Genomic DNA, 20,113 nt, shown 5'->3' with positions numbered 1-20,113 from the left:
GCCCGCGGAAGCGCTCGGCGTCGCAGTCAGCACGCATCGCTGCCCGAATGACCGTGCGCTTTGAGGACATCAAGACCGCCGCTGTTCGCAGATGCAAGACCGCGGGCACATCCGGCGCCCCTCAAGTCGTCGCAGATGGCACGCGCGTCTTGGAGTTCGAGGCGCCGGGATCAGCGCCTCCGCGAGAGCCCCGCCAGCGCGAGGACGCTCGCCGTGGCGCGAAAAAGATGGTCCCTACACAAGCCTGATGGCACTAGCCGCCAGAGCGACCGATCGTCCTCTTGCCCTGGTTGATGCAGAACTCCCCCGGTGAGAGACCCGCGAAGGAACCCCTTGGCGAGGCCTGCTGATCAGCATCGACGGAGGGAAGTCTCCGCCCAATGCCTCGTCCATGAGGTGCTTACGCACCTGGCAGACATCTACGAACTTCCCCTCTGTGATCGACGCCGCAGCCGCTCATCGCCAGTGCAGTCACAGCGGCCTCGCTGCTGGAGTCCGCAGTTGGTTTACGGCACGAGCTTCCTGTTGCCGCACCGCGGATGCCGCCCTGCCTGCCCGCGCCCAACCCCTGTTCTTCAGGGCCCACCCAAACGGTCAGCGAGCACCGCACCGGCTGCCAGCGGCGCGACTGCTGAGCCGATCGACGCTGACCCTCCGGAAACGCATGTCGGTGGAGTCAGGTACACAGAGCAGCACGTACATTACAGGCAATGAAGATCGGAGCCCCGTTTTGCCCCGTCAACTGCTTCCGTCCCGCCAGCACGACCACGGCCCAGCACCGTCCGCCGAACTGGTGTGGCCAGGAAAGACATCAGTCCGCACAGGATCGTTGGCTTCAGTAGCATCATCGGCCCGCGCGGCTTGGGACCTCCGGGGTAAGTTGGTCCGAGGTGAGCAGGCAGAAAATCTTCTCATTCAAGGAGACGCCAGCAGGGCCCTGAGTGAACTGCTTTCGGCGACCGCCGAACAGTCACTAGCGGGCAGAGTCAAGTTGTGCTACCTTGACCCGCCGTACAACACTGGCGAGCGATTCGCGCACTACGCAGACAAGGCTGACCGAGCGCAGTGGTTAACCACCCTCCATGATCACCTCGTCCTCGCGCGCGAATTCTTGGCGCCCGATGGCAGCCTCTGGCTCCACTTGGACGACTCCGAGCAGCACCGCGCGAGGTGTGTGCTCGACGAAGTGTTCGGGGAGGACTGTTTCGTCGCGACCATCGTTTGGCAAAAACGGACGACTCGCGAGAATCGCAAAGCATTCAGTTCAATGCACGATTACATCCACGTATACGCACCAGCCGGTCCGAAGGCTTGGAAGAAGGTACGGAACGGTCTTCCGGACGAGGGCGCCTTCAGCAATCCCGATAACGACCCCCGGGGGCCATGGCGATCGGTACCCATGAACGTGCAGGCGGGACACGCCACAGCCGGTCAAATTTACACCCTAGTTACACCTACCGGCGCTCAGCACGACCCCCCACCTGGCAGGTGTTGGACGTACACAGCAGAGCGACTGGCGGAGCTGAACACCCAGGGCCGGGTCTACTGGCCCAGGGGCGGAAATGGCAAGCCGCGACTCAAGCGGTTCCAGAACGAAGTGACAGGCTTGGCGCCCTTCACGGTATGGACTGCGGACGAGGTTGGGGATACAGGTAGCGCAAAGCGCGCTCTACTTGCTGATTTCCCGAACAGGCAGGTCTTTGACACGCCGAAGCCTGTGGGTCTCTTGGAGCGAATAGTTGGGATCGCGACTGATCCTGGCGATTTGGTCCTCGACTTCTACTTAGGATCCGGTACGACAGCGGTTGCTTCGCAGCGTCTGGGTAGACGGTGGGTGGGCATTGAGACGAGCGCGCGAACGATTGAGGAGTTCGCGCTTCCTCGGTTGTGCGCCGCTTGGGAGGCGTTCCCAAATGATGGTTTTGCCTTCGCACGAATCTAAACTGACCACGGCACCTAGCCCACGGCCCCGCGGCGAGACTAGGGCGTCGCCGCCCTGACCACGCCTTTAGTCGAAAACTCCAGCCAGGTTCCAGAGTTGGTCGAGCCACAGTGCCCGTGTTCTATCGTCCTGTGACCGGTAGTTACTCCCACGCGCGATATTGAGTTCTTGCAGCGATCTCGTAGCCCGCGATGGAACCCGCAGATCGACGTACCTCTCGACCGCGAGGCCATGAGCGCGCACTTGTCCCCGAAGACGACGAGTAACCGCTTAGGTGTCGACCTGGCCGATGCTCCTGCGTGTGGGTCAACGTGACTTCTCGGCGAGGTGTCGCCCCCCCGCGGCGGGCGTGCGGCCCATGGGCTACAAAAAGGCAGACATCCTCACCGCTGAGCGGTTATGCTCGTGGTTCACGCGACAGATGGGATGGATCACTGGTGCTCAATTTTCAAATCGCTGGTGCAGCTGGTGGAAACCTATTGGAGCACTTGCTCGTCGAGTCGATCGGCGCAGAGCGCGGGGGCGGTATCTTCGCTTGGGCGAATACTAACGGGGTGAAGAGCCTTTTTGATGATGACGTCTTCGACGATTTCTTGGTCAATGGAGATTTCCGGCTATTCGTCGGCACAGATGCCATAACCGACCCGCCCACGGTCGACAAGTTGATCGACGTCTCCACGCAACGTCCGCGCCTGGACGTGCATGCATTTATGAGCCCCACGACCTCACTTTTCCACCCAAAGATGGCGTGGTTCGAGCACGAAAATTACTTGAGCCTCATCGTGGGGTCAGGAAATCTTACAATGGGAGGGCTGCGCTCAAACTGGGAAGCCTTCGTTTCCCTGAAGTTGAGCGGAGAGGATAGAATTCGGGCGTTGACACAAATCGAGACGTTCCTCACTTCAGTCACTGAACATCTTTTGCCGATAACGGACCCTCGTGTGATGGGCAAGGCCCAACACAACACGGGGAACGAGCGGAACCTGCGTACCGCGGGCACACAACCGACCGTCGCAGAATCTGTCGAAGCCGTGCTCGTTGCGGAGATTCCGAAGGCCGGAAATAGGTGGGCCCAAGCGAACTTCGATCTCGAAAATTATGAACGCTTCTTCGGTGCGAGGGTAGGTTCGCACCGTCGGATTTCGCTCCATCACGTTGACGCGACCGGCGCTGTCGGCGACGTGGAGAGTCGGCCGAGCGTCGAGGTTGCCAGCCAGAACTATCGCTTCGAACTGGCAGCGGCACGCGGGCTTGCGTATCCGCACGGCGGCGCTCCGATAGGGGTCTTCCTTCGCTTGGCGACGGGCGAGTTCCTCTACTCGCTGATACTCCCCGGGGATGCGGGATACAACGAGGTTGATAAACTACTAACGGACGAATGGCACGGGCCTGCGGGTCGTAAGCGGCGCGTCCGGGTCACAGTGGACCAGATTCACAGCGCCTGGCCCGCTTCCCCACTTTGGGATGGACTCGTGCCCGCTCTCTAGTTCGAAGCGACAATGAGGACTTCGGCCTCTCCAAGGATCTCAGCGTTCAGGTCCGCTCGATTGAATCGGCTATGCGAGGACGACTCCACAACCGTGGTGCGGACGTCAGCGAAGTACTCAGATGCGATAGACGTGAGATCATCGATCGACATCAATCGGGTCTCGGGCCGCGCCTTCGTCCCAGCGCTCATTGGCGAATAGGACAAGACCAGCGGCACGTCAAGACGCCTCGCGTTGGCAAATAGCTCACGGAAGGCCATCGTTACCTGTGTGCGGATGCTGAACGGCGACTGATGTCGCTTCTCTCGGTACAGACCCCTGCTCGGCTGGGACGAACCTTGCGCCTGTGTGATGCCAGGATCGTCGTCAAGTGCAATCGTCTCGAGAACGTGGTAAAAGCGGCTATAGTGGTCCCTCGTGTATGGAGGGTCAGCGTAGATTACTCCGACCTCAGACCCCAAGGTTGCCAACGTCGACTGATAGTCTGCTTGGACTGCAGTGCAATCAAACGGTGTTGGCGACAGCGAGGCGTACTTGGCAAGCCATGCCTCGAAAGCAGGCAGGGCTTGCCCCTTCCTGAATCGCATCACCGGAGTGATCCAGTTCCGCTTGAACTCGCCGGCAGCCGTGCGAGGCCGAATCGGCTGGGCAAAGTGGCTGCCCGCAGTGGATACGAGATCACTTGCGACGCCGAGTAGGGCAGCGATAGCTGTCGCATCTCGTTCATCGCCGTCTGCAATACGAATGGCGTGGCGCAGGCTGTCCAGTGCGACAGCTTGGCGATATGAAAAGTAGACGCCTCCGTAGTAGCGGGTGAGGGTGGCCCCGCGCTCGACAAGCGCAGTACGTGCAGACGCCTTGGCATCCTCCAACTGGTGCGAACCTCGACCTGAGACGGCTAGAGAACCATGCTCGAGGATGTCCGCCAAGGTAGCCGGATTTGTGTGGGCGTCCCCCAAGGCCAGGTCTTCCAAATGGAGAAGATCTTGAGTCATTCTCTCGGTCTCCATTTGCCATTGCCGCGCGGTCTCAAGTATTGAACTTGATTCGCGTCCAGCGAAGACACGAGGTCGCGTGAGTGCTTGTGCGAGCACCGCAGAGTACCCCTGCACGTCTGCTGAGAGAACTGGTCGGCTCATCGCCAATCGCCGTGTGACCACGGCCGTCCCGGCGAAGAGATCGCAGGCTGTTGTACCGGGCGCCGCAACCTCAGCAACGGCCGCGTCGATCGCGTCAAGGAACCGAAACTTGTTGCCCATGTACTGAATCGGACGAAACTCGGCGGTAGTAGGCACCCGCTGCTCGGTTGCGATCTCGCTCATGCCGTGAATTGTCTCAGGGGCAACGGACAACGCTGGCGGTAGGGCCTGACGGCTGCGGCTGCAGTTGATGGCTCGGTCTCTCGCGTCGAACCCATATCCGTGATCGGAGCGTCCTATTGGGTCGAGGCCGAGGTCGTCCGGGCATCAGGACGACACAGACCGATGAACGCCCCTAGCTCGAGCAAACCCTGAACGCTGCTCGGCATGAATGCTGTGAAGGCATCCGACCGGACGATGACCGCACGCCACTTGGCTCGTGACACCGCGACGTTGACCCGGTTGCGACTCAGCAGGAAGCCCATGCCCCGCGGCACGTCCCCGTGGGACGAGGCGGCCATCGACACGAGCACCACCGGGGCCTCCTGCCCTTGGAACTTGTCGACCGTCCCCACCCGCACTCCGCTGAGACCCGCGCCCGCCAGCGCCTCACGGATACACATGACCTGCGCGTTGTAGGGCGCAACGACGAGGAAATCGCCTTCGACCAGACCCCGCGGGGTACTCGCGTCATCGGGGTCGGTCCACCCCCGGCCGAGCAGCCGCTGCACCTCGGCGACGATCGCGTCGGCCTCCTCGCTCGAGTGGGTCCGGTTACCCGAGTGCGGGAGCGAGACGACGCCGATGCCGGCTTCCACCCCGTCGAGTCGGCGCTCCCCTGCCGCCGGCGCGGGCTGGAGCTCGCCGTCGTAGGACAGGGCCGAGACTGGCTCGCATAGCGCGGGGTGCATCCGATAGGTCTCCGCGAGGAAGTAGCCATGGTCTCGGGGCAGGGTGTCGTGCTCCCCCATGATCCAACCAAGTGCGGACTCGTCGACGGGCTCCGCGTGAGTGCCCTGACTGACCTGCGGCAATTGCTGTGGGTCGCCCAGCAGGAGGAGCCGATCGGCCGCCACCGATGCGGCAAGGGTCGGTGCGAGGGAGAACTGGCCGGCTTCGTCGACGACGAGCAGGTCGAGACTGCCACGTGGCACCGTCTTTTCGTTGGTGAGGTCCCACACTGTCCCCCCGACGACGCATCCCGTGTTTGCGTGCTCGTCGATGTAGTTCGACGCTTTGTCCACCAAGGACCACGTCGGGTTTGGGCTCTGCGTCTTCTTCTTGTCCTTGCCAACGAGAGCGGGGTCCAGGCCAGCCTTGACGACGCCGGCCAGCATGTTTTCGACGACCGCGTGCGACTGCGCGACGATCCCGATGCGCCAACCGTCCTCCTCGACGAGCCGCTTGATCACCCGCGAGCCGGAATACGTCTTGCCGGTACCGGGCGGGCCCTGCACGGCGACATATGAGTTGCTCATCGAGCGCAGCGCGTCGACGATGTTGTCGATCTGCGACTCGTGGTGCGGCAGCGCCGCCCCCGCGCGATCTAGCCTCGGAGTACGGCGAGCCAGCAGGTCAAGGGCACTCGTGCATGGAAGTGAGTGGGCCGAGGCCGCACGCTCGGCCACCTCTGCGATGGCCTCCTCGATGCTCTTGGTCTGTGGAGGGAACCCGGGTACCAGTGCGCACGGCAGATCCGCGAAGGTATCCGCTGCCGGGCGGCTCTCGGTGAGCAACACGATGCGTGGGTCATCGGCGTCGGCCTCGAGCGCTGCCACGGCTGCCGAGGCGAAGGGAGCGCCCTCCGGCCCCTTGCTCCTCGGCGGAGCGGGTGTCGGATAGACGACCTGCACCTGGGCGCTCGGGGCACTTCCAGGAGCCCAGTCCCCCACCAGACGCAGGGTGCGACGCAGGTTCTTGGCCTTCCCCTCAGGCACTGCCCAATCCACGAGCACCTCGGCGGCCTCCACGACGAAGACGTCACGACTCTCTGACCACTCGCTGATGGGATGGTTGAGACGCTCGAAGTGCTCCCACCAGAACTGCTTGCGCTCTCGACGGTAGTAGTCGAGAGATGTCGCCAGCATCGCGTAGGCCTGTTCCTCGGCAGTGCGATCCAGGCGCTGCTCCGGGCCGGACCGAGCCATGAGGGTGACGAAGAGGGGGTCGTGCTCCGAGAGCTCCTCCCCCTGCTCATCGATGGCGCGTGGACCGATCTGATCGCGCACGCCGGCCTCGGCAGCCCGCTCGAGGAGCCAGTCGCGTAGGCGCAGGGTGGAGAGGCAGTCGTACTCGTTGTAGTCGGCGAGGGAGACCAGTCGCCGGTCTGCCTCTAGGGTGTCGGTCTCGCGCAGGTCGCGGTACTCGACATAGGCCACGATGGACCCGGCGCCGTCGGCGACGTCGCTCTCGCGAAGCTGGTCGCCCATGTAGAGAGGCTCGAGTTTCTTGATGCTGTAGGAGGGCTGAGAGACCCTGACGGATCCGCGCACCGTCGCGTACAGGTCCACGAAGACCTCGGAGCGAAGCAGGTCGTCGAGTTCCTTCTCCTTGGTCTGGTACCTCATCGCGAGACGCTTGAGAGCCGTCGTCTCGTAGGGGGCGTAGTGGTAGACGTGCATATCGGGATCGGCGGACCTGCGTGCGGCGAGGTCGTCCATGAAGGTCACGAAGGCCTCTCGCTCCTCGGCCACGGAGTGGGCCCAGGTCGCCGTGTAGACCTCATCGGTGTCGAGTACGCCCCATAGGTACTCCAGACCGGCCCGGGTGGGGTCGCCCTCGTCATAGAGGGGGTCGCCCTCGAAGTCGAAGAACAGGTCTCCGGGTGACGGCGCCGGGAGCCGGCTGAGTGTCTTGGCCGCACCGTCGATGAGTTCGTAGCTCACGTCGCCCCCCGCCTGCATCTGCCGCCACTGCATGGCCGCCTGGGAGCGGAGCTGGTCGAAGGTCGCCTGCCTCATGCCCGCGGGGGATGCTGTCGCGGATGCGAGCTCGCCGACCGCATGGACGCCACACGACCGGAACTTGCGCCGCTGCTCCGTGCGCAGCCCCGCGACGAGGATCAGGTCATTGGCGTCCGTGGCCGCTCGCTCGCACTCGGGGCAGCGGTTGCACGCGACATAGCGGTCGTCGCCCCAGGTGACGGCAACTCCACGGGCCCGGTGTTCCGCGATGAGGGCGCGCAGTCGCTCCCTTCGCTCCTCGAAGACCGGCAGCACGTCGGCCACCGGGAAATCCGCCCGCACGCCGTCACCAAGCAGCAGGGAGACCGTGGAGGACAGCGGCAAACCGGCGCGCTGGATCTGGTCGGCGTAGGCACCGAGCTGGATGAGGGCCTTGGGCTTGGCGGAACGCGCGATCTTGGCGTCACACACCCGCCACCCGTCGTCGACACGCTCGACGAAGTCGGCGTAACCGAAGAACTCACCGTCGCAGAAGGTCGCTTGGTAGAGCACGTCTGTATCGGACCGGAAGGCCGCGAGCGTCACCGATCTGGCGGAATCAATGCCACCCCGCGAGAAAGGGGCCGGCACGTGGTCGAGGACCGCGACATCGCGATCTTGCTGCCAAGAAGTGAGGATGCGCTCCTCGTGCGCGATGCCAAGCCGGGCGATGTGTGCCTGGAGGGGATCCTCGGCGGCGGCAACCTTCGGCGACCGCCCTAGAACGTCGTCGACACTCCGCAGCAGCGCATACTCGCACTCCGCCGCGGTGATGAGGTCGGACGCGCTCCAGTGGAGTTTGTCATCGATGAGGAACATGCGTGGCTCAGCCTCACTCGTCGTGACCGTTGACGCCGAAGCGCCTAGCCAGCCGATCGAGCGTGAACTCCTGCCGGAGTCTGCAGGCGCTGTTCTGATTGGCGAATAGCCCCTTCTCCCAGTAGGCATCCACCTCCGGCACTGTGCTGATCCACTGGACCGGAACGATCCACTCCGCGTCGTCGTCCGTCTCGGCGTCTCGATTCGTGTAGGCCCCGGACAGGGACTGTGCCGGGAGTGGCGAGGGCCCATCTGTCGATGGCACCAGCGCGTCACGGAATCGCACGGGCGGTTCGGTCACCGTGCCAACGCCTACGTAGCCCGTCTGCGGGATGTTGACCCACACGCGCGCGCCCGGTTCCAGCGCGCGGATCGTCTGCGTGTAGAACTTGCCACCCCCGGCAGAGACGAAGCCGAACCTGCGTGCGTCGTCCCACGACCTGTCGCCACCGAACGACACATACCAGTCAAGTCCATTCCACGTCGCGCGTTTGGATGTGGACTTCGCGATGCCACTTGCTGACCTGTCGTTAGACGTTGCTAGCCATGAACGTGCTAGGTAGCGGCGGCCTTCATCCTCCATGTACTTGAAGAACACCGCGTTGATTGGGACGCCGAAGCCGCGTAGGTAGTTGACGATCCGCTCCGAACTCACATCCAGAACCGATGCCACGACAGTGAGCTGGAGTTCGCCATTGAGTTCGTCTGGGGGCGTGCCGCCGAACACATCGGCGAATGCTGCTTCGAACGGATGCTCCAGGTATTTCTCAGCGATGTCGATGACGTCTTCGCGGGACAGTGTTGAAACCCACGAGCCGTAGTCGAGAACCTGTGCGACGACCTCGCGCGGCGTGCGGTCGCGCTTCAACTCGAGAACATGCAGGTTGCCGTCGACATCGATCGCCAACAAGTCCAGACGCTTGCCGAAGGGGGTGATGACCTCGCTCCCGATGACCAACAGCGCTGTGCCCAGCAAGGACGGGTCCTTCTTGAGGAACTCTTGGAGCTCGCTCTCGGTGGGAAGCGCAGCCGCCGTGAGCGGCTTTGGATCCTGACCATCGATCCGCCACATCCTCATCTCAACGGGCATCGGTGAAAGCTCCTTCAAAGTAGGCGACATGTTCAGCCTTGTGGGCCAAGGCCTTGGGCCTTCTTGGTGGTGTCTCGATTACACAGACCTGCCTCGTCAAGTGATGTGTTGGGCAGGACCAGGATCGCTAGTGACCTTCACCAGCCCGTCGGAGAGTTCCTCCAAGACCGGAAATGCCTTTTCGGCCAACTCCTGAGTCCAAGAGTTCTTCTTTAGGACCCAGGTGCCCCCGTTGTCGTGGATCGGCTCATTCACGTACCACTTGTCGATGGTGGCTGGTGCCCCAGCATCCGCCATGCTCTTCCAGAGTGCTTCTCCGTGTGCGACCCCAGGAACGTGTCGGATGTTCGCCTTGAGAACCTGATGCAATTGGGCCGGGGTGACGCCCACGGCGATCACCTCGTGCACAAGCCGTAGGGCGGCTTGGCTGCGAGCCAAACCAGTGACCGTGCCGTTCGGGGAGTGGACTGTGTACTTGGTGGGGCTCACACCAGTCCCTCCGACGCCCTGGCTCTTCTGCGACGTTCCACTCGCGTGGAACGCCACCTCGTCAGGGAGGGCGAACCGCTCGGCCCCCACCGAGAACGGGCGCAGGTACTGCTGCAGGGAGGAGCGCGTCTCCGGAGTCACAGAAGCCAGGCTCTGTTTGTACACCGCCGGCGCAAGGTTCACGCCACTCACGTCGTGCCCGGACTGCAACTTCTCCAAGTAGGAGGAGATTGTGCGGACTCTCTCGACCTTGGACTGGTAGAACTTCGCCGGGACGACAAACTCGTTGGCTCGGCCCAACTGTCCGTCGTGGACGTCATCCGCTAGCGGTGGGTCGAGGAGACTCCATGCCTGCTCGACCACGTCGCGGAAGGCAGGGTCAACTTCGACGTGCCGGTACCGCGCCCACGCGATCGCACGCAGCTCAGCGGCGAACACCAGTCGTTCGTCGTCCGTGAGCCTGCCCATCGCGTGAGGTAGCCACACGAGGTTCGGTACGAAACTGTTGGTCAGCGGGTGCGTCGCCGTGCTCTGACCCGTGTCAGACAGGTATGACCAACAGTGCGACTGCATCCACTCATGGGTACCGTCCTTGAGCGGCTTCGATTTGAACGTCTCGTGCAGACCACCCGCCCACATGACCGGCAGGTCCTTCTTCAGGCCTCCGATAGGCGCGTTGTCTGAACGCAGCAGGCCGGTTCCGGAGGAAGCCGTCTTGATCAGGTCCTTCCCCGTGTGCGCTGCCTTCGTCTTGGATTGAGCGACAGAGTTGTCTCGCACCATCCACGGCAGGAGCACAGGCCACTTCTGGTAGGTCTCGACCGGCAGCCAGACGCCTGCACGGAGCAAGAGGTGACGGGCCGTCCAGCGTTGTTGGTCATCGCCGCGTCGAAACACCCACGCCAAGCTCTGGAAGATGGCTGAGGAACCCGCTACGGAGGGCAGCGGAGACGGCTTCAGCGGCTCCTCGCTGCCAGCCCACACCTCCAAATTGACGGGGTCAGTCATTCTCAAACTCCCAGTTCTCCAGGTGCCGCCGCAAACCCCGGTTGGGCGAGGCCGCTGGCAGAGCCGAGCAGACCCCCTCCGTCGCTGTCTCCACGTCCATACCGCAGAGCATGGCGTAAACGATGCCCACCGTGGGGGTTCGCGACTCGGCGGCCACGCAGTGGATGAGGACGTGGTGGCCTTCGGCTCGCAGATCGGCCACGGTCCGGGCCGCGTCAGTGATGACGAGCTCGAGGTTGAGATTCGACTCCGGCGCTGGCTCGTCGATGAGACGGAAGGGCACTTGCAGCACGCCCGCCGGGACCTGCTTCGAGCCAGTAAGGCAGAGGCTGACCACGGCGGTGATCTCCTGCGGCAGGTCGTCGAGCGCCTTGACGTTGCCGAGCCAGACCCCTTCGTCAAAGGGATGCTGCACGAGGACGGGCCGGTGGGCCTGCCAGTACGGGATGTACTCGCAGCCGGGCCAGCCGTACCCGTTGGGCTCACCGCCGCGCGTCGCGAGGAAGGCGAGCTCGACGAGATTCTCCGCCGTGCGGCCCGGGTAGCCGTGGACGATCCGACGCCAGGCCGCGGGAACCGCCGAGGCGCCCCACCGAGCACCGAGCAGACCGCCGGCGATCGCCGCGACGGTGTCCGTGTCGTTACCGATCCGGATCGCGGTGTCGAGGGTGTGCTGCAGGTGCAGGCACGCCATCTCGTTCGGGACCGGCGTGTGGTGGATCGCCGACCACGCCGCCTGCAACGCGCTGACGACGTAGCCGTTGGGGGTGAAGGTCGACGGGTCCTGGGACTCGGCTTGGTCGATGCGAGCGGCCCAGAACGCCTGGGCCTCTGCGGGGAGGTGCTGGAGGCCGGCCCGGAGATCGAATTCGCCCTCGAGGACGGCGTGGTTGATGGCGAGCGACCAGAGGGCGCAGGCTTCGCCGGCGCGGGGGTCGGTGTGGGTCAGGGCGGAGATCGCCGTCGCTGCCTCGACGATCGCCGCAGGGTCGCCGAGGTGGGCGAGGGCGACCGGACTCGTGCGCATGAGGGACCCGTTACCGGCGGTGTGGCCGGTCTGCTCGTGGAGCCTGGTGGCGGCTTGGGTCATTCTTGCCGCGAGGGCGCCTGTGTTCTCCCTTCGAGACGGTCGCGGGGCGACCTCCTCAGGGAGCAGTGGGGTGCCTGGTTTCGAGGCTTCGGTTCCCTCCCTTCGAGACGCTTGCTGCGCAAGCTCCTCAGGGAGCATGCGTGAGACAGCGCCGAGGACGCTGCTGGTCTGCATGCCGATGTCCGGCGGATGGGAGTCGTACCAGCGGAGAAAGCCGCGAGCGATGTCGTCGAGCGCCTCCGGGGAGGTGAGGTCCGCCCCCTTCGCTGCGACCTCCGCGATCGCCCAGGTCATGGAGGTGTCATCGGTCCACTCCCCCGGCGCGAAGCCACCGAGGCCGCCGCCGATCATCTCGGGTCCATCGGTGCCGATCGGCGCGCAGCCGAACTCGTAGCCGGCGCCCAGGGCGTCACCCACGGCCGAGCCGAGGATGACGCCGCAGGCGCGGTCGTTCTGTGCGGTGGTGAGATACATCAGGCCACCTCTCCCCCGACGCGCAGCGCCAGGTCGTCGCGGGTTGCGCTCAGCGCGTTGAGGAAGAGCTCCAGCGTCGTCTTCAGGTGCTCTGGCGCGAAGGGCGAGGTTTCGATGATCGCCGTCTGGAAGACGTCGCGGCCGATGACCTGCCACCAGATCCACGGGTTGGATCGGTTCAGAATGCCGACCTCGACCGCGGCCTGCCGGCGTGACGTGGTCCCGTGTGCGGCTCGGGCCGAGATCTCGATGGCAGGCACATTGGGGAGGACACGGATCCAGATCCGCTGACGGTCGTGGTCGACGAAGAAGTCGTCGTCCTCGTCGCGGCCCACGGGCAGCTCGGCGCCGATGGTCTGCTCGACGAGGTCGAGCAGCGTGTCGCGGTCGGCGGGGTGCGCGTAGCCGGGGCCGGCCCCCTTCGTCCACTCCAGACCCAGGACACCGGACCACTGGGCACAGGGGCCGGACGCCCGGTGCGTCAGCAGGTGCGGGTGCGGGATCGCGCACTTGTTGCGGAGCCACATCATCGCTCGGGTCACGAGCGCCGCACGGCCCCCGTGGCGCTCGTCGAGGTGGTCGCCGGCGATGGCGAGCATGAGGATGTCCCCCATGACGAACTCCATGGTCGGCAGGTCATGCAGTCCGCCGGTTCGCCCCACCTCAAGGACGAGGCTGTCCCCCTCGACCTTCATCGTGTGGACGAAGGTCCGCAGCCGGTGCTCGAAGGCCCGCCACTCCCGGTTGGTCTCCTTGGCCCCCGCCGCCAGCTCTTCGTGGTTGATGTCAGTCATCGTGACCACTTCCCCTCTTGTTTAGTTCGTCATCCTAGCTAAAGGTTAGCACGCTATCCGCGCTAATGTAGGCGCATGCCCCGACGACGCCCGCTCGACGCCTATCCCCGCCCCGGAGTGACCGTGGATCTGGCGATCCTCACGGTCACCGCAGCGGGCACCGACGACGCCGCCCTGCGCGTGCTCGTGCAGGAACGTCAGGAGCCCGACGGGCGGGTGCTACCGGGGCGGTTCCTGCGGGAGCGGCACACGGTCGTGGACACCGTGCGGGAGGTCTTCGAGCAGAAGGTCGGGGTGAGTCCGAGCGAGGTCACTCCCCCACGGCTGCTGCGGCTCTTCGACGCGCCCGATCGGGACGACCGGACCTGGGCGATCTCGGTGGCCCACTCGGTGTCGATGCCGGAGCACGAGCTCGAGGGGGCGAAGGGGGACCTCGTCGCCGTGGACAAGCATGGCGCGCTCGTCGATGGTCAACCGATGCTCTGGGACCACGAGGAGATCGTCTCGGCTGCAGTGGCGTCGTTGCGGGAGCGCTATGAGTTCCGGTACCGCTATTCCGACGTCCCACCGGACCCTGATGGCTTTCTCATGGAGCCCTTCACGCTGCACCAGCTGCGCAGGGTGCACGAGGCGGTCGTCGGCGAGGAGATGCACAAGGACAACTTCGCTCGCCGGATGAAGCCGCACCTGGCCCCTGTCACGCGGGGTGGCGAGGTGGTGCGATCGACTGCGGCGCGGGGACGACCCGCGGTGTTGTACCGAAGAGCCTCACATCACTGACTGCAGCGCGCCCAGCCCCGCGGTCCAGCGGGAGGTAGCCTCGGCCCATGACGAACAGCGTCTCCGTTGGGCGAGCGACGATACCGATGAAGCCTGCCCTCGACTGGATCCAGGCGTACACGAACCGAGTGCATGTCGACTCAAAGAAGCCGTACGCGTACTGGGCCTACGATGCTCTCGACACCGGTGCCGGCCAAGACAAGTTCAACGACGGGGACCTGCTGGTGCCCTTGCTGTTGAACGCCGCGCCAACTGTGGCCGCGTTTTACCGGTTAAGGGCCATGGCGCCAGATCTCGAAATTGCGCTGGAAGCGTTTCCGGATCGTCCGATCGTCGACCTGAGCAACTCGGACATCGAGGCCCGAGTCGCCCCGCTGTACGCAGTGCTGGACGAAGACCATCGACATTTCCGGGGTCACGGGGTGCAGGGCACGACTCTCTCAAAGGTGCTCCACCGCAAGCGCCCGCATTCGCTCCCCCTTCACGACAAATGGGTCCACCGCTGCTATGTCGGCTCAGGACGCCCAATTGTGAAGGAGAGGGGGCGGTCTTGGGCGGCGCTCATGACCCTCCTCTCCCAAGAAATGGCCGCTGATATTCGCCGACAGCCGGTCCAATTCGAGCAACTGCGGCGGGCCTCCAGTCATTCAGAGATCAGTGACCTTCGCTTACTGGACATCCTCGCGTGGACAAGCCGGGGTAAGAGCCAGGCTTAGGCAATCTCTGTAGTTGCCCCACCAGTCAGCTGGGGTCTCGGATACCGCCTGGCGCCCCGCGGTCTTTACCCGCTCAGCGAACACCTTCCGCTTCTGCAAGTCACGTCCCGTGTGAAGTGATGTACGGGGACTCGACCTGCACATGCGCCGGCGTCGAACGGCGCTCGGCCTCAGGGATGTGCATCATCGCCTTGAGCAGGTCGGCGAAGGCCCCGACCTGGTGCTGGCTACCTTCTTCTGCCGCCCACCGCGGGAACTTCAGCGTCAGGTCCTCGTCGCGGAGTGTGATGTCGATCTGCGGTCCCTGACGGCCGCTAGCTTCTCGCAACCTGACATACCGTACCTCGGCGTTGGCAAGGCTCCGCCGCACCTGGGCGTACTTCCTGAATTCATCCTGCTTGGCAAGCAAGATGCGTGTATCGGTGACTAGGATCCATCCTGCGTCCACTGGGTCCCACCCCCATGAACCGTCCCGGCATTCCGCAATGCCGAGCACTTCCTCCGTCGGCTCCAATCGAAAAGCCCACAGCCGTAGCACGCTGTCTAAGTCCTCGACATCCTGTACAGGGGTGATTTCTGGCGGTCGGATGGGTTGGATGCTCAAGTCGTCGGGGAGCCCTCGCAGCCGCGCTAGGGACTCACGAGCCGACCGCGCCATCGCGTGCACGTCGTCCGCAGCACGACGCTTCTTACCGAGTGCAACCGTGAACTGCCCGGGCAGCTCAGCCATGACCCCGAACTCTCGATCGACTTGGTCCAATAGCCGATCGGTAGCGGCTAGCGTCTGCGAATGCGCCTCGCGAGCGCTCTCCACGACACGATCCAAGAGTTTTGTGTCCTCATCTGAGCCCGCTTCCGCCCGCTTGACCAGACTTGCTGCGCGCAAACCCTCGTAGCGGAACCATGATGACTGGGCCGTAAGCAGCGCCTGAACGTCGCTCAGGACGGCGATGCCGTGTTGAGCGAGGTGCTTCTGTCGGGACTTAGCTTCAATGTGTCCGGACAGGTCTGCGATGTGCTTACGGACCCGCTCCTCGTAATGGTCCCAGTGCTCGTTCAGGATCGGCTTGCGGCCTTCGACCTCTCGCCAGATGCTGTCTGTCACCGCACCGACGTGCGTGGCCTCCTCCACAGCTTGGCGCAGAGCGCGGTCCTGACCACGGACCTCAGCCCACTTCTGCTGACGCAACTCGTCCATGACTGCTGTCGTGAGTTCAAGATTCTCGCGGGACAACTGGGACTGCTGCACGAAGGGGTGACAGGTTGGGTCAGGCTGCCTGACTGGTGGGTGTGGTCATGATGGTCTCGTACTCGATGGGGGTCAATCGGCCGAGTGCGTCCTGGCGTCGTCGGCGGTGGTAGGTCCGTTCGATCCAGGTCACGATCGCGATGCGCAGTTGCTCGCGGGTGGTCCACGAGCGGCGGTCTAGGACGTTTTTCTGCAGCAGCGCGAAGAAGGACTCCATGGCGGCGTTGTCGCCGGCAGCACCGACGCGGCCCATCGATCCGACCATGGCGTGTCGGTTGAGGGCATGGACGAACTTCCGCGATCGGAACTGACTGCCGCGGTCGCTGTGGACTATGCAGCCGGCGACGTCACCGCGTCTGGCGACGGCGTTGTTCAACGCCGCGACCGCGAGCCGGGACTTCATCCGGGAGTCGATGGAGTACCCGACGATCCGGTTTGAGTAGACGTCCTTGACCGCGCACAGGTAGAGCTTGCCCTCGCCGGTGCGGTGCTCGGTGATGTCGGTGAGCCACAGCTCGTTAGGAGCATCTGCGGTGAACTCGTGGCGAGTCCTGCCCTTGTTGTCGACCACCGCGCACAGGTCGTCGGGGACTGGTGGGCCGGGCTTCTTGGTCTTGCCGCGCTTGGGCTTGCCGAACTCGCTCCACCAGCCCAGGTTCGAGCAGATCCGCCACGCGGTGCGCTGCGCCATCGGCTCGCCGGCTTCTCGGGCCTCGTCCAAAAGGAACCGGTATCCGAACTCGGGGTCGTCCTTGTGCGCGTCGAACAGCGCGTTGGCGCGGTAGGCGGCTGCGAGCTCGGCGGTGGTGACCGGACGTGCCAGCCACCGGTAGTAGGGCTGTCGAGCGATCTTGAGCACCCGGCACGTCACCGTCACGGGGATCCCGTCAGCGGCTAGCTCACGAACGAGCGGGTAGATCATTTTCCCGGCAGGTTCGCCTGCGACAGATAGGCCGCGGCGCGACGCAGGACCTCGTTCTCCTGCTCCAGCAACCGCACGCGCTTCTTCAGCTCCCGGTTCTCCCGCGATTCCTTCTGTGTGGTGTCCAGCTTGCCACCGTCGTCGACGTCGGCCTGGTGCATCCAGTTGCGCAGACAGGACTCCGCGATCCCGAAGTCCGCGGCGATCTGCTTGATCGTCTGTCCTGGCTCGCGGTTTCGGGCGACGTTCACCACGTCCTCGCGGAACTCTCTCGGATAGGGCTTGGGCACGATGTACATCCTTCCAGCGACGCTCCTCAGCGCCACAGATCAGATGTCACCTATCCGTGCAGCAGTCCCACTCGATCACCGTGTTGAGCTGCGACTGGATCGCCATCAAAGCGACCGCAGGTCCAACACTTGCCAGGACCCCGGCTGTGACAGCCGACCCGGCCGGCATCCATCGAACTTGACCAACAATCTTGCCGTTGGAGGCGAGGGTGCCGAGGTTGTAACCGCCACTCGTCAGCGGCTTGGCGGTCTGGAGCACCTTTAGGGTCTCGGGTGCCAGCCGGACAAGGCCTTGGACATTCGTGGCCCCATTGAGACTTTGGGCGGCCACGTTCGCGAGACCAGTAGCCCGCGCGATAGAGGATCCCAAGGTCTCGACCTTGTCCTCCCCCAACAAGGCGAATGGCACGACATTCATCCCCTCCGGGACGTCAGAGCCGTACAAGACGGCCAGCCCCGGTTCGATCTCGACCAAGGCCGTTCGTGCCCCATCCGGTCGCGGGCGATCCCCCGCCTCTGACATGTCCTCCGTAGTCATGACGGCATTGTGCACGTACGGACATCCACGACGGGGAGCCGACCTTCCCGGCCTTAACTTCGTGACCGCCGAGAAAGATCCAGCCAGCTACGCCCCGTCGTTAGGCGGCATTAGCGCGGTCAATGGCTCGGACTGCGCCAAGACCTCTCGAGGTTCGCGGTGGCCGACTTCGCGCGGACCAAGCGCGCCTATACACATCAACCACGAGAGATAGGCATCGGGCTTGGCAGACTCCAGATCCTTCCGGTTACGGCGCCCGCCTACCTCTTCGCTGCACCACGCTGCAACACTCAACTCCGATCATTGAGCGCGAGGCGTCGGCCCGCTATCCGGCAGCCTGACCACACTCGCCGCCTGACTGCTCGCACCTTGACCGTAATAGGTCGTCGGAGACGCGACCAACCATGGACTCAGCCCTCCCCGCGCTCCCGCATGCGTTGTCGCTTGTAGGCCATCAGCTCAGCCGCCTCTTCGGGGTCGATATCAGCCAAGAGCTCCAGGGACTCCCAATCCGTGTCCGGCATGGCCCTCTGCTCCGGTGCCACCCACGCACTGACCAGAGGGATCCCCTCCCACGCTCCCCCACGGGCGATGGCGACCACCGCGTGCGCACCGGAAAAGTCGAGCTCGACGCGCTCCACCGGGGCGTCCACGAAGTCTGGCATCCCCGTCAGCACGACGCCGGCGGTGATCGCAGCTGCCCGGAAGCCGTCCTCGTCGAACTCGCCCCGCACGCTCTGCACACAGGCGAACTGAGGATCCTCGACATCCGGCACAAGGGCGCGAGCGACTTCCGCCAGCCCGGGGGCGTCGTCGAAGTCGATGCTCGTCTCGACGGCGGACCACCGCCGAAGGCGGCTGCGCCACCGGCGCACTGCCCCGTCCGCTCGAGTGAGGTCGTCCTCGCTCCGCACGATGCTCTCGACCCGGGTGCGGCACCACCACGCGTGCCCGTTGGCGGGGGTGTCGCTCGGCTTCTCCGCGCGCCACAGCGCGCCATTGCCCAGCATCTCGGCCACCTCGTCGACCGCCTGCCACACCTGCGAAGGGGGCACCTCCGGGGCGGCGATGACGCTCAGGACGTCGACGGCGTCCTGGGAGAACGGCTTGGCCACCGCGACGAGTCCGGCGGCCTCGGTCCGGACGATCGTCTGCAGCCCACCATCGAGGACGAGGCGACCGTCCTCGTCGACGCGCAGGGGTTCGGTCCACCGTGGCTCGAGGACGAGGGCGGTGGCCAGGAGCAGCAAGGCGCTCTCATCGACCTGGATCGGGAACCGGTCGATGAGTCCACGAGTGTGCTCGGCGGCCCACTGGTCCAGAGCGGCCTGGTCCGGGATGGAGCGGTTGGCGTTGGACAGCGGCGTGGTGACACCCTCCGCCACCCACGCGCCGAACGTGGCGGCCAGGGTGGGGTGCGGCTCCGCCAGCAACCGACGCGCCAGAGCGCTCGCCTCGTCGGTCGGCAGACCGAGGATCTCCGCGAGGCGCTCCCCGTCCTCGGCTGTCACGTGCTCCGCGACCGAGGCCAACAGCAGCCACAGCCCGGCGTGCGAGACGACTGACGTCTCGGCCTGGTCGAGGTCACCCCGGCACCGTGCGGCGAACCGCGTGACCGCGGAAGCAGCGGAGACATCCGGCGCTGCCCACCCGTCGAAGTGCGGACCCGGGTCCTCCACGGTCTCCCGCTGACCACAGGTGAGGCACTCCGCGGTCCACATCCCGGGCGCGATGACACAACCACCGAGCCGCTGCCACGTACTGGCGATCACGTCCTCCGCCATCTCGTGCGACGGGAAACCCATCACGATCGAATGCGTCGCCACCGATCCGCAGCGACGGCACACGAGTCGAGGACCGCTCGGCTGATCTCCCCGGGCCATCACAGGTCCTCGAAGCGGACGCCGCCGGGCCACCCGAGGGCCGCCCACCCCGGGAGCGGTAGGTCACGGACCCCTCCCGAGTCCCAGACCCAGCCGGTGCCCCGGCCACCGGGGCCCACGGGGCGCGGCTGCCACGCGGCCCACTGCTCGGCCATCTCGCGCTCTTCTGGATCGAGGTCGTCGCAGAAGCCACCGCACTCCTCGCAGAACTCGACCTCCTCGGCCGCAGTCCCGTGCGACTCCTGCCACTCGGCAAGCACCCTCTGCGCGAGGCGCGCCAGTCCCCCTTCGCCCATGGTGTGCGACGTCGTGTCCACGGTGATCCCCGATCCCTCGTACCCCCGGTGGCACGGCCCGTGCCACCTCCCCTCGTGCACGATCAATCTAGGCGGGACCACCGACAGCCCAGTCGTCTCGGGTTGCTCCGACCCTCCCTTCGCTGACATCACCGAGCACGGCGA

15 protein-coding genes are annotated in these 20,113 nt (G+C 64.8%); 4 read left to right on the top strand and 11 right to left on the bottom strand.

Features of this window, described 5'->3' with window-relative positions:
* The first annotated feature begins 391 nt into the window (after nucleotides 1-391).
* Complete coding sequence (locus tag O9K63_RS16855; RefSeq protein ID WP_431190349.1) at nucleotides 392-1,942, top strand: site-specific DNA-methyltransferase; 1,551 nt, start codon at nucleotides 392-394, stop codon at nucleotides 1,940-1,942.
* A 437-nt stretch (nucleotides 1,943-2,379) separates the two neighbouring features.
* Nucleotides 2,380-3,429 carry a phospholipase D family protein gene (locus O9K63_RS03200; protein ID WP_277240476.1) on the top strand — a complete coding sequence of 350 codons (1,050 nt, stop codon included), beginning with the start codon at nucleotides 2,380-2,382 and terminating at the stop codon, nucleotides 3,427-3,429.
* Here O9K63_RS03200 and O9K63_RS03195 read toward each other — a convergent pair.
* From O9K63_RS03195 to O9K63_RS03170, 6 genes are all read right to left on the bottom strand, one after another.
* A complete protein-coding gene (locus O9K63_RS03195) occupies nucleotides 3,426-4,751 on the bottom strand; it encodes a DNA adenine methylase (protein WP_277240474.1) in 1,326 nt (441 codons plus the stop codon). The two genes, O9K63_RS03200 and O9K63_RS03195, sit on opposite strands and share 4 nt — an antisense overlap.
* 113 nt (nucleotides 4,752-4,864) lie before the next feature.
* Nucleotides 4,865-8,329 carry a TM0106 family RecB-like putative nuclease gene (locus tag O9K63_RS03190; RefSeq protein ID WP_277240472.1) on the bottom strand — a complete coding sequence of 1,155 codons (3,465 nt, stop codon included), beginning with the start codon at nucleotides 8,327-8,329 and terminating at the stop codon, nucleotides 4,865-4,867.
* A gap of 13 nt (nucleotides 8,330-8,342) precedes the next feature.
* Nucleotides 8,343-9,419: an endonuclease NucS domain-containing protein gene (locus tag O9K63_RS03185; RefSeq protein WP_277240470.1), complete on the bottom strand. Its 1,077-nt coding sequence runs from the start codon at nucleotides 9,417-9,419 to the stop codon at nucleotides 8,343-8,345.
* A 96-nt stretch (nucleotides 9,420-9,515) separates the two neighbouring features.
* Nucleotides 9,516-10,916 (bottom strand): hypothetical protein, encoded by a 1,401-nt coding sequence (locus tag O9K63_RS03180; protein ID WP_277240468.1) that lies wholly within the window; start codon nucleotides 10,914-10,916, stop codon nucleotides 9,516-9,518.
* A complete protein-coding gene (locus tag O9K63_RS03175) occupies nucleotides 10,909-12,480 on the bottom strand; it encodes an ADP-ribosylglycohydrolase family protein (protein WP_277240466.1) in 1,572 nt (523 codons plus the stop codon). Before O9K63_RS03175 ends, O9K63_RS03180 begins: the two co-directional genes overlap by 8 nt.
* Nucleotides 12,480-13,274 carry a T3SS (YopN, CesT) and YbjN peptide-binding chaperone 1 gene (locus O9K63_RS03170; RefSeq protein WP_277240464.1) on the bottom strand — a complete coding sequence of 265 codons (795 nt, stop codon included), beginning with the start codon at nucleotides 13,272-13,274 and terminating at the stop codon, nucleotides 12,480-12,482. Before O9K63_RS03170 ends, O9K63_RS03175 begins: the two co-directional genes overlap by 1 nt.
* Before the next feature lie 75 nt (nucleotides 13,275-13,349).
* Between O9K63_RS03170 and O9K63_RS03165 the strand changes: the two genes are divergently transcribed.
* Together O9K63_RS03165 and O9K63_RS03160 are read left to right on the top strand one after the other, a co-directional pair.
* A complete protein-coding gene (locus tag O9K63_RS03165) occupies nucleotides 13,350-14,054 on the top strand; it encodes an NrtR DNA-binding winged helix domain-containing protein (RefSeq protein ID WP_277240462.1) in 705 nt (234 codons plus the stop codon).
* 47 nt (nucleotides 14,055-14,101) lie between these two features.
* Complete coding sequence (locus O9K63_RS03160) at nucleotides 14,102-14,770, top strand: DUF6308 family protein (RefSeq protein ID WP_277240460.1); 669 nt, start codon at nucleotides 14,102-14,104, stop codon at nucleotides 14,768-14,770.
* 100 nt (nucleotides 14,771-14,870) lie between these two features.
* On the opposite strand, the gene O9K63_RS03155 is transcribed toward O9K63_RS03160, so the two are convergent.
* The 5 genes from O9K63_RS03155 to O9K63_RS03135 all read right to left on the bottom strand — a co-directional run bounded on the left by O9K63_RS03155 (nucleotide 14,871) and on the right by O9K63_RS03135 (nucleotide 19,969).
* Nucleotides 14,871-16,019 (bottom strand): hypothetical protein, encoded by a 1,149-nt coding sequence (locus O9K63_RS03155; protein ID WP_277240458.1) that lies wholly within the window; start codon nucleotides 16,017-16,019, stop codon nucleotides 14,871-14,873.
* A 19-nt stretch (nucleotides 16,020-16,038) separates the two neighbouring features.
* A protein-coding gene (locus tag O9K63_RS03150; RefSeq protein ID WP_277240457.1) for an IS3 family transposase occupies nucleotides 16,039-17,231 on the bottom strand; the annotation gives its coding sequence in 2 pieces (ribosomal slippage) (nucleotides 16,039-16,944 and nucleotides 16,947-17,231; 1,191 coding nt in all).
* 46 nt (nucleotides 17,232-17,277) lie between these two features.
* Complete coding sequence (locus O9K63_RS03145) at nucleotides 17,278-17,769, bottom strand: hypothetical protein (RefSeq protein WP_277240456.1); 492 nt, start codon at nucleotides 17,767-17,769, stop codon at nucleotides 17,278-17,280.
* Between the two features lie 410 nt (nucleotides 17,770-18,179).
* Nucleotides 18,180-19,577, bottom strand: coding sequence for a hypothetical protein (locus O9K63_RS03140; protein ID WP_277240455.1), 1,398 nt, complete (start codon nucleotides 19,575-19,577; stop codon nucleotides 18,180-18,182).
* Between the two features lie 74 nt (nucleotides 19,578-19,651).
* Nucleotides 19,652-19,969 carry a hypothetical protein gene (locus O9K63_RS03135; protein WP_277240454.1) on the bottom strand — a complete coding sequence of 106 codons (318 nt, stop codon included), beginning with the start codon at nucleotides 19,967-19,969 and terminating at the stop codon, nucleotides 19,652-19,654.
* Nucleotides 19,970-20,113 lie beyond the last annotated feature (144 nt).

The organism is Janibacter cremeus (assembly GCF_029395675.1).
In the GTDB taxonomy this organism is placed as follows: Bacteria; Actinomycetota; Actinomycetes; order Actinomycetales; family Dermatophilaceae; genus Janibacter; species Janibacter cremeus_A.
This window is presented reverse-complemented; position numbering and strand designations above follow the sequence as displayed.